The organism is Paramicrobacterium humi (assembly GCF_900105715.1).
Classification (GTDB): domain Bacteria; phylum Actinomycetota; class Actinomycetes; order Actinomycetales; family Microbacteriaceae; genus Paramicrobacterium; species Paramicrobacterium humi.
On record NZ_FNRY01000001.1, the window covers coordinates 1,109,337 to 1,124,988 of the forward strand.

The window sequence follows — 15,652 nt, forward strand, 5'->3', positions numbered from 1 at the left end:
AGATTGAGCGCTCTGTCGAGCTCCCACCCTGCCGTTGAATCAGTCCGTTCTCACGTAGTCGCTTCAGTTCTACCGAAACGGTCGACTGCGAAGGTGGATCATCGCTACGCCATAGCTCTCGAAGCAACTCGGTCGCCGTGAACGTGCGTTTTTCCGCGATCGCGCACAAGATTTCTAGACGATACCTCGCGCCGCAGACAACAGCCGACAACGCTCTAAGGTCCGTTGCCTCTCCGGTCATACGTCCTTTATATCGTAGATCGCGATATTCGTTCCACGTTTTTCGATGTGGTGCACTCTTCGACAGACGTGCCGGCGCCCCGCCGGGTAGCTCCGCTGAAACCACCCCAAACCAGCCACGACCAACCAAGACAGCATTTGCGGAATCACGTGGCGAAACGCGACTAACGAGTATCTGCTGGCCCGCCGCATCCAGCTGAAAATCGAAAGCCGATAGGACCAGTACTCGCTAGAGCACTGAGGCGACTCAAATCACACATCGGGTCATTGCACGCAGTTCCCAACAAGGACGCGAAGTCGGATTCATCTTCCGCCGTTTCAAGGACGGGTGGGTCGCACCTTGTGTGGTGCCACAGACGATCGGATACGTTCGCATCGGGGAGTTGACCGCGATGCAGAGAGCGCTAACCGCAACCCCGGCAGACACTTCCCCGGTCCGCTGACGTAGCGAGAATGGTCAAGAAGGGCTTCCTCAATTACTGACGGTCGGTGCCACGGTTCACCGCGCTTGGCCAGCAAACCTCCTAAGGGTGATTTGCCGTATTGGATTTCGTCGCGCCTTAGTCCTCGAGCTTGGGGCCATTTGTCAGCAAGTCCGTTGAGGTCACCTCGTGGAACACAGACATGGCGAGATACCAACTGGAGTCGCGGCCCGTATCTCTCGATAATGCAAGGCACACATAAGGCGCACCGACTGGTAGCGGTGCCAACGATCCGGGTGATGACGGGGCACACGGGGCACGCTTGAGCCAATACGAATTACTACCTTTTAGCTACCGAACCGCTACCGCGTGTACGCATCTAATCGTCTAGTGCGAGACCATAAAGCGACCCACCTATTGCTAGAAAATCCCGCTTGATCTGGGAGTAAGCAGATAGCGTCACTGTCTTCATATGGATAGAAGGAGTCAAACAGAATTGTGGAGCCTAGGGGAATCGAACCCCTGACCTCCTGCTTGCAAAGCAGGCGCTCTACCAATTGAGCTAAGGCCCCGTGAGTGAAACGGATTTTACGGGAATCCCGTGAGTGGGGCTACCAGGACTTGAACCTGGGACCTCTTCGTTATCAGCGAAGCGCTCTAACCGCCTGAGCTATAGCCCCGTTTTTGACCGAGTTCGAGATTACCCGAAAAAGCCGGGATTTCCCAATCGGTCGACCGTCCGCGGAACGGCCGGTCAGTTGTTCGTGAAGCCGACGAGCAGACCGCCCGTGACCTTCACGCTCAAGTTGTACAGCGCGGCGCCGAGTGCGCCGAGCACGGTGACGACAACGAGGTTCAGGATGGCGACCACGAGCGCGAAGCCCATGATGCGACCGAGTCCGAGAATGCTCTCGAGTCCTGCCTTCGCTCCCGTGACCTCTTTGTAGAGGTCCGAGACCTGGTTGAACACGCCGGTCGCCTCGAGCACCGTGAAGACCAGGAAGAAGAACACGACCGTGATGATCGCCACCGCGATGGCGATCAAGAACGACAGCTTGAGCGCAGACCAGAAGTCCACGTACACGAGCTTCAGCCGCACCTGCTTGCTTGACGGCTTTCGTGCTGACTTCTTGGCCAGCTTGTCGGCAACGCTTGTCATTACTACTCTTCCTGTTCGGGAGCCTCGGGAGCGGCGCTCTCGGCCTCTCCCGTGTCTACCGCTTGTGCAAGATCAGTGGCCGCTTCGCCTGGCTCCGCTTCCTCGTCATCGAGATGACGATCACCGTTCCTGGCAATGGCGAGAATGCGGTCGTTCTCCGCGAATCGCGCGAAGACCACACCCATGGTGTCGCGGCCCTTCGCAGGTACCTCGGCCACGGCAGAGCGTACCACCTTGCCGCTGGCAAGAACCACCAAGACCTCGTCGTCCTCGCCGACGATGAGAGCACCCGCGAGGTTTCCGCGGTCGTCGTTCAGCTTCGCGACCTTGATGCCCAATCCGCCACGGCCCTGGAGCCGGTACTGGTCGACGCTCGTGCGCTTCGCGTACCCGCCCTCGGTCGTGACGAACATGAACCAGTCGCCCTCTTCGGGAACCCAGGATGCCGAGAGAAGTTCGTCTCCTTCACGGAAGGACATTCCCTTCACACCCGAGGTCGAACGCCCCATCGGACGCAGTGTCTCATCGGTTGCCGAGAACCTCAGCGACATTCCGTGCCTGGAGACGAGCATGATGTCGTTGCGGGAGTTCACGAGAAGAGCCGAGACGAGCTCGTCGCCATCGCGCAGGTTGATGGCGATGATGCCGCCGGTCCGGTTCGTGTCGTACTCGCTCAGTCGCGTCTTCTTGACGAGTCCGGACCGGGTGGCGAGAACGAGGTACTCCGCCGCTTCGTAGTCGCGGATGTCGAGGATCTGGGCGATCTCTTCTTCCGGCTGCAGGGCGAGAAGGTTGGCGACGTGCTGCCCCTTGGCATCCCGACCGGCTTCCTGCACCTCGTATGCCTTCGCGCGGTAGACGCGACCCTTGTTCGTGAAGAACAGGAGCCAGTGGTGCGTCGTTGTGACGAAGAAGTGCTCGACGACGTCGTCGGCGCGCAGCTGCGCGCCCTTCACGCCCTTGCCGCCGCGGTGCTGCGAACGGTAGTTGTCGCTGCGCGTGCGCTTGATGTAGCCGCCGCGCGTGACCGAGATCACCATCTCCTCTTCGGGGATGAGGTCTTCGATGGACATGTCACCGTCGTATCCGAAGAGGATCTCCGTGCGGCGGTCGTCGCCGTAGCGGTCGACGATCTCGCGCAGCTCGTCAGAGATGATCGTGCGCTGCCGCACTTCGTCGGCGAGGATCGCCTTGTAGTCCGCGATCTCGAGTTCGAGTTCGGCGAGCCGGTCGATGATCTTCTGACGCTCGAGAGCTGCGAGGCGGCGCAGCTGCATGGCGAGGATGGCGTCCGCCTGGAGCTGGTCGATCTCGAGCAGGCCAATCAAGCCTTCGCGGGCCTCCTCGACCGTGGGCGAGCGGCGGATGAGGGCGATGACCTCGTCGAGAGCGTCGAGCGCCTTGACGTAGCCGCGCTGGATGTGCGCGTCGGCTTCGGCCTTGCGCAGGCGATACTGCGTGCGTCGAACGATGACTTCGATCTGGTGCGCGACCCAGGCCGTGATGAACCCGTCGAGGGCGAGAGTGCGCGGCACCCCGTCCACGATCGCGAGCATGTTCGCGCCGAAGTTCTCCTGCAGCTGCGTGTGCTTGTACAGGTTGTTGAGAACGACCTTGGCGACGGCGTCGCGCTTGAGCACGATGACGAGACGCTGACCGGTGCGGCCTGACGTCTCGTCGCGGATGTCGGAGATGCCGGCGAGCCGGCCGTCCTTGATCATGTCCGCGATCTTGATCGCGAGGTTGTCGGGGTTGACCTGATACGGCAGCTCTGTGACGACGAGGCAGGTGCGGCCCTGGATCTCCTCGACGTTGACGACCGCGCGCATGGTGATCGATCCGCGACCCGTGCGGTACGCGTCGTGGATGCCTTTCGTGCCGAGGATCTGCGCGCCGGTCGGGAAGTCCGGTCCCTTGATCCGCTGCATGAGCGCGGCGAGCAGTTCCTCACGGGGAGCTTCGGGGTGTTCGAGGTGCCACAGGGCGCCCTCGGCAACTTCCCGGAGGTTGTGCGGCGGAATGTTCGTCGCCATGCCGACTGCGATGCCGACCGAGCCGTTGACGAGCAGGTTCGGGAAGCGGGCCGGCAGAATCGACGGCTCTTGCGTACGACCGTCGTAGTTCGGCTGGAAGTCGACGGTGTCCTCGTCGATGTCGCGCACCATCTCGAGCGCGAGCGGAGCCATCTTCGTCTCGGTGTATCGCGGGGCCGCGGCGCCGTCGTTGCCGGGCGAACCGAAGTTTCCCTGTCCGAGTGCGAGCGGGTAGCGCATGCTCCACGGCTGCACGAGGCGCACGAGGGTGTCGTAGATCGCCGAGTCGCCGTGCGGGTGGAAGTTTCCCATGACGTCGCCGACGACACGAGCGCACTTGGAGAACGCCTTGTCGGGACGGTAGCCGCCGTCGAACATGGCGTAGATGACGCGACGGTGAACGGGCTTGAGGCCATCGCGGACTTCCGGAAGCGCACGCCCGACGATCACGCTCATGGCGTAGTCGAGATACGAGCGCTGCATCTCCAGCTGCAGGTCGACCTGGTCGATCTTGCCGTGGATGCCGAAGGAGGCGCCGTCCGCCGATTCGTCCTCGGGGGTCATGTCGTCGTTAGATGTCAAGGAATCGCACGTCCTTCGCGTTCTTCTGGATGAAGTTGCGGCGGGACTCGACGTCCTCGCCCATCAGAATGGAGAAGATCTCGTCAGCTGCTGCCGCATCGTCGAGCGTCACCTGCAGCAGTGTCCGGGTCTCGGGGTCCATCGTGGTCTCCCAGAGCTCCTTGTAGTCCATCTCGCCAAGGCCCTTGTAACGCTGGATCGCGTTGTCCTTGGGGATGCGCTTGCCCTGAGCGGCGCCGTCGCGCAGAAGCGCGTCGCGCTCGGCATCCGAATACACGTACTCGTGCGGAGCATTCGACCACTTGATGCGGTAGAGCGGCGGCTGCGCGAGGTACACGTACCCCATCTCGATGAGCGGCCGCATGTAGCGGAACAGCAGAGTCAGCAGCAGCGTGGTGATGTGCTGGCCGTCGACGTCGGCGTCGGCCATCAGGATGATCTTGTGGTACCGGGCCTTGTCGCCGTCGAAGTCCTCGCCGATCCCGGTGCCGAAGGCCGTGATCATCGCCTGGATCTCGGCGTTGCCGAGAGCCCGATCGAGCCGCGCCTTCTCGACATTGAGCACCTTTCCGCGCAGTGAGAGGATCGCCTGCGTGTTCGGATTGCGGCCCTGCGTCGCCGACCCGCCGGCGGAGTCGCCCTCGACGAGGAAGATCTCGCTGATCGTCGGATCCTTCGACTGGCAGTCCTTGAGCTTGCCGGGCATGCCGCCGCCCTCAAGCAGTCCCTTGCGCCGGGCCGTCTCGCGCGCCTTCCGCGCCGCAAGTCGAGCCGTCGAGGCCTGGATCGCCTTGCGGATGATCTCCTTCGCCTGCACGGGGTTGCGGTCGAACCAGTCGCCGAGCTGGTCGCCGACGACCTTCTGCACGAACGCCTTCGCCTCGGTGTTGCCGAGCTTGGTCTTCGTCTGGCCCTCGAACTGCGGCTCACCGAGCTTCACCGACACGACGGCGGTAAGGCCCTCGCGCACGTCCTCCCCCGAGAGGTTGTCGTCCTTGTCCTTCAGGATTCCCTTGTCACGGGCGTACCGGTTCACGAGTGTCGTCAGTGCAGCCCGGAAGCCCTCTTCGTGGGTTCCGCCCTCGTGGGTGTTGATGGTGTTCGCGTAGGTGTGCACGCTCTCGGTGTACGCGGTCGTCCACTGCATCGCGACCTCGAGGGCGATCTTGCGCTCTGGGTCTTCGCTCTCGAACGAGATGATCTCTTCGTTCACGATGTCGCCGCGCTTGCCGCGGTTGAGGTAGGTCACGTAGTCGACGAGTCCGCGTTCGTAGAGGAAGATCTCGTGCGGGATCTTGCGCTCGGCCGGCGTCTCGGTGTTGACGTCGACCCCCTCGGCCTCGGGGTCCACAACGTTCATAACGCCCGTGCTCGGGTCGGGCTCGTCGAGCTCGTGAGCAGGTCGCTCGTCGCGGAGCGTGATCTTGAGGCCCTTGTTGAGGAAGGCCATCTGCTGGAAGCGCGTCCGCAGGGTGTCGTAGTCGAACTCGACGGTCTCGAAGATGTCGGCGTTGGGCCAGAACGTGATCGTGGTCCCCGTCTCGTCCGTTTCCTCGCCCATGTGAAGAGGAGCATCCGGTACGCCGTCGTGGTACGTCTGCGTGTAGACGTTTCCCTGTCGCTTGACCTCGACGTCGAGCCGGCTCGAGAGCGCATTGACGACCGAGCTGCCGACACCGTGAAGGCCACCGGACACCGCGTACCCGCCGCCTCCGAACTTTCCGCCGGCGTGCAGGACCGTCAGCACGAGCTGCACGGTCGAGATTCCCTCACGCTCGTGGATGTCGACGGGGATGCCGCGGCCGTTGTCGACGACGCGCACGGCGCCATCCTCGAGGATCGTCACGTGGATGGTGTCGCAATAACCGGCAAGCGCCTCGTCGACGGAGTTGTCGACGATCTCTGACACCAAGTGGTGCAGTCCGCGGGGACCCGTGGATCCGATGTACATTCCAGGGCGCTTGCGTACGGCTTCGAGTCCTTCGAGAACCTGAATGGCATCTGCGCCGTATTCGTTGTCGCCTGCGCCGTTCTGCGGTTCTGATGACATGAAAAATGGACTCCAAACCGTCGGGAATTCGACATTTGAGTCTACCAAACGAGTCTGGGTAAAAGGCCGTGAACGGCCGTTTGAGCCCCTTTCAGAGCAAGAACCACCAGATTTGTCTGGTTATCCGTAAGTATCCCGCACGCCGCGGCCCTGAACCGATCTGGGACCGCGTTTGAATGACGGGACGTTGGGTCCCTGAAATCGGATGCTGTCGATGCCCGCGTCGGGGAAGCTCACGGCGATGCGGTTCATGATCTCCACGCGCATGAGCCGCAATTGCGTCGCCCAGGCCGTGGACTCGCACCGCACGGTGAGCACACCTCGCTCGATGCCGAGCGGTTCGGAGTGCGCCGCGGTGTCCGCACCGGCGATCTCATCCCACTTCAGGATGAGCTCCGATTGGGCCAGCGGCGAGTCCCAGCCCAATTGAGAGGTGAGGGCGCTGACCACGTCGCCGAGACCCTTGGGCTCCCGTCCGGATCCGAACGGAACACTCGATCCCTCACTGTCGCGTCGCTTGCCGCGACGCGCTCCCGAGGTGCGCCCGCCGAACATCGCCTTGAGCCGGTGATACACGCGGGACGATTCGGTCTCGAATTCCTCCTCAGGCATCGACGATCTCCCCCGCGCGAATGTGCACGGTGTGCGCCGTGAGCTCCTCGGGGATGTCTTCGAGCACGGCCGCCGTGATGAGCACTTGCTCGAAGTCGCGAATCGCCTCGGCCAGTCGCGACCGCCGGCCTTTGTCGAGTTCGGCGAACACGTCATCGAGGATCAGCACGGGGTCGCCGAGCGCCGAGTCCTGCCGCAGCAGGTGGGCGGAGGCGAGTTTGAGAGCGAGCGCAAACGACCACGATTCGCCATGGCTCGCGTAGCCCTTGACCGGCAGGTCGTTGAGCATGAGGCGCACGTCGTCGCGATGCGGCCCCACGAGAGTGAGTCCACGGTCGAATTCGGCGCGCCGCCGTTCGACGAGAGCCTCGCGGAACCGGTCGGCCGTGGGTCGGGTCTCCCCCTCGGATACCGCTGCGCTCCGATCTGCGGAATCGTCGTCGCCCTCGGCATCCGCCCCCGCTATGGACAGCACGGGTTCGAGACCCGGCCGGTGGTCGGCGTCGACGACGGCGGCGTAGGCCTCGACGAGCGGGCGGCGCAGCGCGTTCACGAGCGCGACTCGCTCGTCGATGATGACGCTGCCGAGTGCGACGAGCTTGTCGTCCCACACCTCGAGCGTGCTGAGCTGGCTCTCGCGCAGTCCCGAGGATCGCGCCGACTTCAGCAGGGTGTTGCGCTGGCGAAGCGTGCGGTCGTAGTCGGCGAGAACGCCCGAAAGTCGCGGCGTGTGCAACACGAGAAGTTCGTCGAGAAACCGGCGGCGCGCACCGGGGTCGCCGCGCACGATCGTGAGATCCTCGGGTGCGAACAGCACGCTCGAGAAGTAGCGGGGAAGCTCGCGCGGCTTGATTCCGCCGCGGTTCACTTGCGCCCGGTTCGGCGCCGAGCGGTTGATCTGCACTTCGACGAGCAGGTCGCGGCCGGCGTGATGCAGCCTGGCGCGGATGATCGCGGCATCCTGACCCGCCCTGATGAGCGCCTTATCACTTGAGACGCGATGCGAGCCGAGCGTGGAGAGGTAGCCAAGCGATTCGACGAGGTTCGTCTTGCCTTGCCCGTTGCGGCCGATGAACAGGTTCGCACCACCCTGCAGAGCCACATCGGCGCCCACATAATTGCGGAAGTCGCTGAGGTTCAGGTGCGTGACGATCACACGTTCCATCGTAGGCGGGACGGCCGCCCCAGACGACGATCGCCGGATGCCGCTGCGGCATCCGGCGATCACGGTCGAGGTTTCTTAGTCTTCCGCCTTCTTCACGGCGTGGCCGCCGAACTGGTTGCGGAGCGCGGCGACGGCCTTCATCGCGGGCGAGTCGTCCTGCCGCGAGACGAAGCGGGCGAAGATCGACGCCGAGATCGTGGGCACCGGAACGGCGTTCTCGATCGCCTCCTCGATGGTCCAGCGCCCCTCGCCGGAATCTTCGACGTAGCCTTCGATCTCCGAGAGGTCGTCGTCTTCGTCGAGGGCGCGAACGAGAAGTTCGAGCAGCCAGGAGCGCACGACGGTTCCGCGCTGCCAGGCCTTGAACGTGCCGGGAACGTCCTTGAGCAGATCGCTGCGCTTCTCGAGCAGCTCGAAGCCCTCGGCGTACGCCTGCATGAGCGCATACTCGATGCCGTTGTGCACCATCTTGGCGTAGTGTCCCGCACCGACTTCGCCGGCGTGCACGAAGCCCTCGTCCCGCGGACCCTCGGGGCGCAGCGCATCGAAGACCGGCATGACGCGGTCGACTTGCTCCTTCGGACCGCCGACCATGAGGCCGTAGCCGTTCTCGAGTCCCCAGACTCCGCCGGATACGCCGGCGTCGATGTAGTCGATGCCCTTCTTCGAGAGCAGGTCGTTGTGAGTGAAGTCGTCGGTGAAGCGGCTGTTTCCACCGTCGATGACGAGGTCGCCGGCGTCGAGCTTCTCACTCAGCTCCTCGATCACGCTGTCGGTGATCTTTCCGGCGGGAACCATGACCCACACCGTGCGCGGGGAAGGAAGGGACGCGATCATCTCGTCGACGCTCGCCACATCGCTCACGTCGGGATTGCGGTCGTAGCCGGTCACCTCGATGCCGGCGTTGCGCAAGCGCGTGCGCATGTTGCTTCCCATGCGGCCAAGGCCGATCAAGCCGATGTGCATGTTTCCACCTTCCCCTTCGTTCTCCGGTGTCAGCGCAGCAGAAGGTTCGGCTGCAGCAGGTACTTGTAGCTGTCGGCGCCCGGCTGATCCTTCGAAGACTGACTCGTGATGAGCATGGGCCCCGGCTTGTTCGTGTTCTCCGATTTCGTGAACGAGAAGCGCACGAACTCGCTTCGAACGGCGTTGAGCCCGTCGATGAGGAACGACGGCTTGAGCGACAGCACGATGTCCTCACCCGTGAGCAGCGCGTCGATCGACTCGGAGGCCTGCGCCTGCTCCGAACCGATCGCCTCCATCGTGAGTCCGTCGATGCTGAACGAGAACCGCAGCGCGGCCTCCCGCTCGAGCACAAGAGACACACGACGCACCGCCTCGATGAGCTCGGCGGTGTTGATAACCGCGTAGTTGTCGACGTTCTCGGGGAACAAGCGGCGCACGGGCGGGAACGACCCCTTGATGAGCAGCGAGGTCACCGTCTTCTTGTCGGATGAGAACGAGATCAGCTCGCGATCGTCCTTGTGCGCGAACGAGACGGAGATGTTTCCGCCGTGACCGAACGTCTTGCCGACCTCCTGCAGCGTGCGGGCGGGAACGAGCGCGGTGAGCTGCTCGTCGCTGCTGATGTCGCTGCCGTCCCAGTCGATGGCGCGGACCGCGACACGGTACCGGTCGGTCGCTACGAGCCCGAGCGAGTTGTCGCCGACCTCGAGCTGCACGCCCGTGATGACCGGCGTCACGTCGTCGCGCGAGGCAGCGACCGCGACCTGGGCCACTGCGGTCGCGAAGTCCTCGGCGGGAACGAGACCCGTCTCCCCCTCGACGTGCGGCACGGTCGGGTACTCCTCGACGGGCATCGAGAGCAGCGTGAAGTTCGCAGAACCGCACGTGACGCGGATCTTGTTCTCCTCCGTGGCGAACTTCACAGGCGCGTTCGGCAGTCGACTAGCGATGTCCGCGAGCAGACGACCGGAGACGAGGATGGTTCCCGGCTCGTCGACGTCGGCGTCGATCTCCGTCTGCGATGAGACCTCGTAGTCGAAGCTCGAGAGCTTGAGTCCGGTATCGCTCGTCTCGATCAGCACACCGCTGAGGATCGGGAGGGTTGTGCGCTGCGGAAGCAGCTTCACGGCGAATGAGACGGCTTCGCTCAGAACATCACGGTTGACGCTGAAACGCACTTCGTACCCCTGTCGGATTCGTCGAACAAGTCGGAACCCATGCTAGTCCCACGAGACGCCGCCCCGAATGACAGGAATCGGATGCCGCTCCCGCGACGAGCCGCTCCACGGTGAAGGTTCCCGCACGATGATCTTTAAGTAATTCTCTTAATCTTCTTAACCGCTGTGGAAACTGTGGATAACTGCCGACACGCCGCTTCTTTCGCGGAACTACAGCAGTGTCAGTTGTTGAGTTGCTGTCGAAACAGCGGAATTACACGGATGTGAGCCGATCCGGCGCGGAGGCGGCCATTCACAGGTTGCACATAGCTGTCCCCATTCCGGGGCGAGTTTTCCGGATCTTCTCCACAAGTTATCCACAGGGGAAGAAAATGCCTGGTGAAGCAGAGAAGTCAGCGATTGCCCTGTTTGATGCGGCTGGTCAGTTCCGTGACCTGGTTGTAGATGGAACGACGCTCCTGCATGAGGTCGCCGATCTTCTTGTTCGCGTACATGACAGTCGTGTGGTCGCGATTGCCGAACAGCTGCCCGATCTTCGGCAGCGACAGATTCGTCAGCTCGCGGCACAGGTACATCGCGATCTGACGCGCGGTCGCGATCGCTTGCGAGCGGCTGGAGCCATAGAGGTCGTCGACGCTCAGCTTGAAGTACGCCGCAGTGGTGTTGATGATGTCGACGGGTGAGATGACGTTGTCCTCGTCGAGCGTGATGATGTCCTTGAGCACCGTCTGCACGAGTGTCATGTCGACGGGTGTGTGATTGAGGCTCGCGAACGCCGTGACGCGGATGAGCGTTCCCTCGAGCTCCCGAATGTTGCTCGACACCTTTGACGCGATGAATTCGAGAACTTCGTCGGGAATCAGCAGGCGCTCACTCTGCGCCTTCTTTCGCAGAATGGCGATGCGGGTCTCGAGATCGGGTGCCTGGACATCCGTGATGAGTCCCCATTCGAAGCGCGACCGCATACGGTCTTCGAAACCCGTGAGGTGCTTCGGGGGGAGGTCGCTCGTGATGACGACTTGCTTGTTGTGGTCGTGCAGCGTGTTGAACGTGTGGAAGAACGCCTCCTGCGTCTCCGCCTTGTTCTGCAGGAACTGGATGTCGTCGATCAGCAGAATGTCGATGTCCCGATACCGCGCTTGAAACGCCGGCCCTCGGTTGTTCGCGATGGAGTTGATGAAGTCATTCGTGAACTCCTCGCTGGAGACATAGCGAACCCGGATGCCGGGATAGAGGTTCATCGCGTAATGACCGATGGCGTGCAGCAGGTGGGTCTTGCCCAGCCCCGAGTCGCCATAGATGAAGAGCGGGTTGTACGCCTTTGCCGGCGCTTCCGACACGGCGACCGCTGCGGCGTGCGCGAATCGGTTCGACTGCCCGATCACGAAGTTGTCGAACGAGTACTTCGGATTCAGTCGAGTGTCGTTCTGGCGCGCCGGCAGCATCGTGTCGGCGACGGAGATCGACTGCTGCAGCGATTCCGCGCGTGCCGCCGGTCCGTCGTCATGCGACGGACCCGTGGCGAAGACCGTCTCGAACTCTTCCTCGACGATCTCGGGATTGACGACGACCGCGTACGTCGATGCGCCGTGAGACTGCTCGATTGTTCCGGCGATCGCCTGCAGAAGCGGAGCGCGCATGCGCGCATTGAGCTGCCCCGCCGTGAACTCGTTCGGCACCTCGAGGTAGAAGGTGCCGCCCATGATGCCCTTTGGCACCACGAGACTGAGGAAGCCCTGGAGAGGAGGAGTGATCCGCTCGTCGTCGGCGAGAGCATCGAGCACGATTTGCCAAGTGCCGGCAACGTCCTGTTGCTCGTCAGACATCCAAGTCCCCCTCCTTATCCACAAGGTTATCCACTGATTAAACTCCACTTGGTGCGCGGTATCGCTCACCGCTCGTTCGAGCTTGTGGATAACTCAGTTCCATCACGCTAGTCGGCGCGGCGGGCGGTGACAAAATTCGCCGCGATCCCGGTAGAATCGAAGATGCGTGTCGCGGCCGAATAATCTGTGAATGTTGTGGATAATCGACCCTTTGCTGCCGGTCTAGTTTGACCGCGGCACTTCGAACACGTAGCTTTAATCAGTTGACTCAGCCCGATTGGGCCTACAGCTTTCCTGCTGCCAAGCCGCGGTGGGTGTCCTCCAGGAGAAACTATGAGCAAGAGAACGTTCCAGCCGAACAACCGCCGTCGTGCCAAGGTTCACGGATTCCGCACCCGCATGCGCACCCGCGCCGGCCGCGCCATCCTCGCGGCTCGTCGCCGCAAGGGCCGCACCGAGCTCTCTGCGTAGTAGCCGGCCGGCTGCCAGCCGACAGTGCTCGACAAGAGGCATCGAATCACGAGCGCTGCTGACTACAAGTACGCAGTTCGCCGTGGTCGTCGCAGCGCCGGTGGGAGTACCGTGAGCTACTTTTACAAGAACCCGAATGGCGGGAAACCGCGATTCGGGTTCATTGTTGCGAAAACGGTTGGCAACGCTGTGACGCGTAACAGGGTTCGCCGGCGTCTGAAGGCCATCTGCCACCAGATCCTCACCGGCGAGCTCGGCGTTCGTGGTTCATTTTCTGGTCTTGACCTGGTCATTCGTGCGCTACCGAGTGCCGCCGATGCCTCGTTCGACGACTTGCGATCAGATGTTGCGCGGGCCGTGCGCAAGGCGGTCGCATGACCGCGCGAGTCATCGGATTTCTTCTTCTCATACCCCGCAACGTCGCGGTCGGTGTGCTGAAGGTCTACCGTGCCGTCATCTCCCCGCTGTACGGCGACGTATGCCGCTACTACCCGTCGTGCTCCGCCTACACGCTCACGGCGATTCAGCATCATGGCGTCGCCGTCGGCTCGGTGCTCGGCGCTCGTCGCATCCTTCGCTGTCACCCCTGGGCAGCAGGCGGAGTGGATGATGCCCCCGCTAAAAACAACTTCCGCTACGCCGTGACCCCGCGAGGGTTCGTGGTCTCTCCCCTCCACAGAAAGGGCTGATCGCCCCCATGGACATCATCGGTACCATCCTCTGGCCTCTGAAGTGGGCGGTCGAGCTGATCCTCGTCGCCTTCCACTGGCTGTTCACGAATCTGGGCATGGATCCGGCCGCGGGATTCACGTGGGTGCTGTCGATCGTCGGTCTCGTCCTCGTCGTCCGCGCGGCTCTCATTCCCCTCTTCGTCAAGCAGATCAAGAATCAGCGCAAGATGATGGAGGTCGCTCCCCAGCTGAAGAAGATCCAGGAGAAGTACAAGGGCAAGCGCGACCAGCTGTCTCGTGAGGCGATGAGTCGCGAGACGATGGACCTCTACAAGCGCACGGGCACGAACCCCATGGGTTCCTGCCTGCCGCTGCTCGTGCAGATGCCGATCTTCTTCGCGCTGTTCTCCGTCCTGCGTGAGGCCGCGAACGGGCAGGCCGGTGTCGGACCGCTCAACACGACCCTGGCCAAGCTGTTCGGCGACGCGTCGCTCTTCGATCTCGCTCCCCTCCACTCGAGCTTCCAGGACGCGATGAACGCGGATCCGCAGCAGACCGGCGTGATGGTGATCGCGGCCGTCATGGTCGTTCTCATGACGGGATCGCAGTTCTTCACGCAGCTGCAGATCATGTCCAAGAACATCTCGGATGAGACCAAGGCCTCGCCGATGTTCAAGCAGCAGCGAATCCTTCTCTACCTGCTCCCCTTCGTGTTCCTCTTCTCGGGCTTCGCCTTCCCGCTCGGCGTCATGTTCTACTGGCTCGTTTCGAACATCTGGACCATGGTGCAGCAGTTCCTCATCATCCGGAACATGCCGATGCCCGGCACGGAGGCCGCCAAGCAGCGCGAGGAGCGCCTCGCGCGCAAGGGAAAGCTCGACAAGCTGGAGGCGAAGGGCGACACCATTGTCGTCGAAGAGAAGAAGCCCACTCAGCGCACGCAGCCGGTCGGCAAGAATCGCGCGAAGAAGCTCTCGCAGCAGGGCCGACAAGTGAATGCGCCGAAGAGCCCCTCGCCGACGAGTGCGGCTAAGAAGTCAACCACCGGTGAACCCGAGACCAAGGGAAAGAAGTAGGAATGTCCGACACGACCGAAGCCCGAACGGATGCCGTCGACACGAAGTCGCCCGATGAGCTGAGCGCCGTCGAGCGCGAGGGCGAAGCGGCTGCGGATTACATCGAGGAGTTCCTTGATGTGTGTGACCTCGGTGGAGACATCGACATCGATGTGCGCAATGACCGGGCATACGTGTCCGTGAGTGATTCGGACGGCGATCTCGACCGCCTCTCCAAGCCGGAGGTCGTCTCCGCTCTTCAGGAGCTCACGCGCCTCGCCGTGCAAAGCGAGACAGGAGAATTCTCTCGCGTCATCCTCGACGTTGCCGGTTCACGCGCGGCTCGACAGGCGGAGCTGACAGAACTCGTCTCCCGTGCAATCACCCGGATCGAAGAAGGCTCGAGCCAAGCGGACCTTCCGCCGATGTCCAGCTACGAACGCAAGATCGTGCACGACATTGTGGCTGAGCGCGGCTACACATCTGAGTCTCACGGTGAGGGACGAGACCGTCACACCGTCATCACGCGGCACTGATGTTTCACGTGAAACGATGACTGTTTCCCCCTCCCCCGCAGAGCTAGAACTCGAACCCGCTGAGGCGGTCACTGTATTCGGTGACCGCCTCAGCATCGTCCGACACTTCACGAATCAGCTCGCGCTGCACGGAGAAGAACGCGGACTGATCGGTCCGCTCGAGTTGCCTCGTCTCTGGACGCGGCACATTCTGAACTCCGGAGTCGTCGCTCCCCTGCTGCAACCAGGTCGCGTGGGCGACGTCGGCACAGGCGCCGGGCTCCCCGGCATCGTTTTGGCCGCCGCGCGTCCCGACGTTCAGTTCGTGCTCATCGAGCCCATGGAGCGTCGCGTCACGTGGCTTCGCGAGCAAGTGTCCGAACTCGAGCTGGAAAACGTGGAGATCGTTCGCGCCCGGGCGGAAGAGTCAAACGTCGACGCCGGGCTCGATCAGGTCACTGCTCGTGCAGTGAGCGCCTTCCGTAAGCTCTTGCGCCTCACGGCTCCCTTGACGCGCGATGGCGGCGAGCTCGTCCTGATGAAGGGGGCGAACGCTCAGGCCGAAATCGATGCGGCACAAAAGGAGATGCGTCGGTACAAGGTTACAAACGCGCGCGTCCAGGTGCTCGGCGAGGGCGTCATCTCTGAACCGACCCGCGTGATCCGGGGAGACGTACGCGCGTAACCCGCGGCGTCCCACGCCCCAC

Annotated in this window: 14 protein-coding genes and 2 tRNA genes; 6 read left to right on the top strand and 10 right to left on the bottom strand. The window is 62.7% G+C overall.

Annotated elements, in window-relative coordinates; translation table 11 throughout:
- Nucleotides 1-1,161: 1,161 nt before the first annotated feature.
- From BLV49_RS05620 to dnaA, 10 genes are all read right to left on the bottom strand, one after another.
- Nucleotides 1,162-1,234: transfer RNA gene (locus BLV49_RS05620), tRNA-Ala, on the bottom strand.
- Between the two features lie 34 nt (nt 1,235-1,268).
- Nucleotides 1,269-1,342 (bottom strand) — tRNA-Ile (locus BLV49_RS05625).
- Nucleotides 1,343-1,416: 74 nt separating this feature from the next.
- Complete coding sequence (locus BLV49_RS05630) at nt 1,417-1,821, bottom strand: DUF3566 domain-containing protein (protein WP_091181103.1); 405 nt, start codon at nt 1,819-1,821, stop codon at nt 1,417-1,419.
- 2 nt (nt 1,822-1,823) lie between these two features.
- Nucleotides 1,824-4,418 carry a DNA gyrase subunit A gene (gene gyrA / locus BLV49_RS05635; RefSeq protein WP_091181107.1) on the bottom strand — a complete coding sequence of 865 codons (2,595 nt, stop codon included), beginning with the start codon at nt 4,416-4,418 and terminating at the stop codon, nt 1,824-1,826.
- A 7-nt stretch (nt 4,419-4,425) separates the two neighbouring features.
- Nucleotides 4,426-6,486, bottom strand: a complete 2,061-nt coding sequence (gyrB, locus tag BLV49_RS05640) for a DNA topoisomerase (ATP-hydrolyzing) subunit B (protein ID WP_091181112.1) — start codon at nt 6,484-6,486, stop codon at nt 4,426-4,428.
- A 120-nt stretch (nt 6,487-6,606) separates the two neighbouring features.
- Nucleotides 6,607-7,098 (bottom strand): DciA family protein, encoded by a 492-nt coding sequence (locus tag BLV49_RS05645; RefSeq protein ID WP_091181117.1) that lies wholly within the window; start codon nt 7,096-7,098, stop codon nt 6,607-6,609.
- Nucleotides 7,091-8,254 carry a DNA replication/repair protein RecF gene (gene recF / locus BLV49_RS05650; protein WP_091186825.1) on the bottom strand — a complete coding sequence of 388 codons (1,164 nt, stop codon included), beginning with the start codon at nt 8,252-8,254 and terminating at the stop codon, nt 7,091-7,093. Before recF ends, BLV49_RS05645 begins: the two co-directional genes overlap by 8 nt.
- Nucleotides 8,255-8,338: 84 nt before the next feature.
- The gene (gene gnd / locus BLV49_RS05655; protein WP_091181120.1) at nt 8,339-9,229 is read right to left on the bottom strand and encodes a phosphogluconate dehydrogenase (NAD(+)-dependent, decarboxylating); all 891 of its coding nucleotides are present in this window, start codon (nt 9,227-9,229) and stop codon (nt 8,339-8,341) included.
- Nucleotides 9,230-9,258: 29 nt separating this feature from the next.
- Nucleotides 9,259-10,407, bottom strand: a complete 1,149-nt coding sequence (dnaN, locus tag BLV49_RS05660) for a DNA polymerase III subunit beta (RefSeq protein ID WP_091181125.1) — start codon at nt 10,405-10,407, stop codon at nt 9,259-9,261.
- Between the two features lie 392 nt (nt 10,408-10,799).
- Nucleotides 10,800-12,233, bottom strand: coding sequence for a chromosomal replication initiator protein DnaA (gene dnaA, locus BLV49_RS05665; RefSeq protein WP_091181129.1), 1,434 nt, complete (start codon nt 12,231-12,233; stop codon nt 10,800-10,802).
- Between the two features lie 333 nt (nt 12,234-12,566).
- Between dnaA and rpmH the strand changes: the two genes are divergently transcribed.
- Genes rpmH through rsmG form a run of 6 tightly spaced genes read left to right on the top strand, consistent with a single transcriptional unit; the run spans nt 12,567 to nt 15,630 of the window.
- Entirely contained in the window at nt 12,567-12,704 is a 138-nt protein-coding gene (rpmH, locus tag BLV49_RS05670) for a 50S ribosomal protein L34 (protein WP_091181132.1), read from the top strand.
- Nucleotides 12,705-12,728: 24 nt separating this feature from the next.
- The gene (gene rnpA / locus BLV49_RS05675; RefSeq protein WP_091181134.1) at nt 12,729-13,082 is read left to right on the top strand and encodes a ribonuclease P protein component; all 354 of its coding nucleotides are present in this window, start codon (nt 12,729-12,731) and stop codon (nt 13,080-13,082) included.
- A complete protein-coding gene (yidD, locus tag BLV49_RS05680; protein WP_091181137.1) occupies nt 13,079-13,393 on the top strand; it encodes a membrane protein insertion efficiency factor YidD in 315 nt (104 codons plus the stop codon). Before rnpA ends, yidD begins: the two co-directional genes overlap by 4 nt.
- 8 nt (nt 13,394-13,401) lie before the next feature.
- Nucleotides 13,402-14,451 (top strand): membrane protein insertase YidC, encoded by a 1,050-nt coding sequence (yidC, locus tag BLV49_RS05685; RefSeq protein WP_091181140.1) that lies wholly within the window; start codon nt 13,402-13,404, stop codon nt 14,449-14,451.
- 2 nt (nt 14,452-14,453) lie between these two features.
- The gene (locus tag BLV49_RS05690; RefSeq protein ID WP_091181144.1) at nt 14,454-14,966 is read left to right on the top strand and encodes a Jag family protein; all 513 of its coding nucleotides are present in this window, start codon (nt 14,454-14,456) and stop codon (nt 14,964-14,966) included.
- Between the two features lie 16 nt (nt 14,967-14,982).
- The gene (gene rsmG / locus BLV49_RS05695; RefSeq protein WP_091181147.1) at nt 14,983-15,630 is read left to right on the top strand and encodes a 16S rRNA (guanine(527)-N(7))-methyltransferase RsmG; all 648 of its coding nucleotides are present in this window, start codon (nt 14,983-14,985) and stop codon (nt 15,628-15,630) included.
- The last annotated feature ends 22 nt before the right edge of the window (nt 15,631-15,652 follow it).

Coding starts and splice junctions, on each gene's coding strand:
- yidC (WP_091181140.1), top strand. CDS start 13,402: ATGGACATCATCGGTACCATCCTCTGGCCTCTGAAGTGGGCGGTCGAG.
- BLV49_RS05690 (WP_091181144.1), top strand. CDS start 14,454: ATGTCCGACACGACCGAAGCCCGAACGGATGCCGTCGACACGAAGTCG.
- BLV49_RS05630 (WP_091181103.1), bottom strand. CDS start 1,821: ATGACAAGCGTTGCCGACAAGCTGGCCAAGAAGTCAGCACGAAAGCCG.
- gyrA (WP_091181107.1), bottom strand. CDS start 4,418: ATGACCCCCGAGGACGAATCGGCGGACGGCGCCTCCTTCGGCATCCAC.
- rpmH (WP_091181132.1), top strand. CDS start 12,567: ATGAGCAAGAGAACGTTCCAGCCGAACAACCGCCGTCGTGCCAAGGTT.
- gnd (WP_091181120.1), bottom strand. CDS start 9,229: ATGCACATCGGCTTGATCGGCCTTGGCCGCATGGGAAGCAACATGCGC.
- dnaA (WP_091181129.1), bottom strand. CDS start 12,233: ATGTCTGACGAGCAACAGGACGTTGCCGGCACTTGGCAAATCGTGCTC.
- BLV49_RS05645 (WP_091181117.1), bottom strand. CDS start 7,098: ATGCCTGAGGAGGAATTCGAGACCGAATCGTCCCGCGTGTATCACCGG.
- gyrB (WP_091181112.1), bottom strand. CDS start 6,486: ATGTCATCAGAACCGCAGAACGGCGCAGGCGACAACGAATACGGCGCA.
- yidD (WP_091181137.1), top strand. CDS start 13,079: ATGACCGCGCGAGTCATCGGATTTCTTCTTCTCATACCCCGCAACGTC.
- rsmG (WP_091181147.1), top strand. CDS start 14,983: ATGACTGTTTCCCCCTCCCCCGCAGAGCTAGAACTCGAACCCGCTGAG.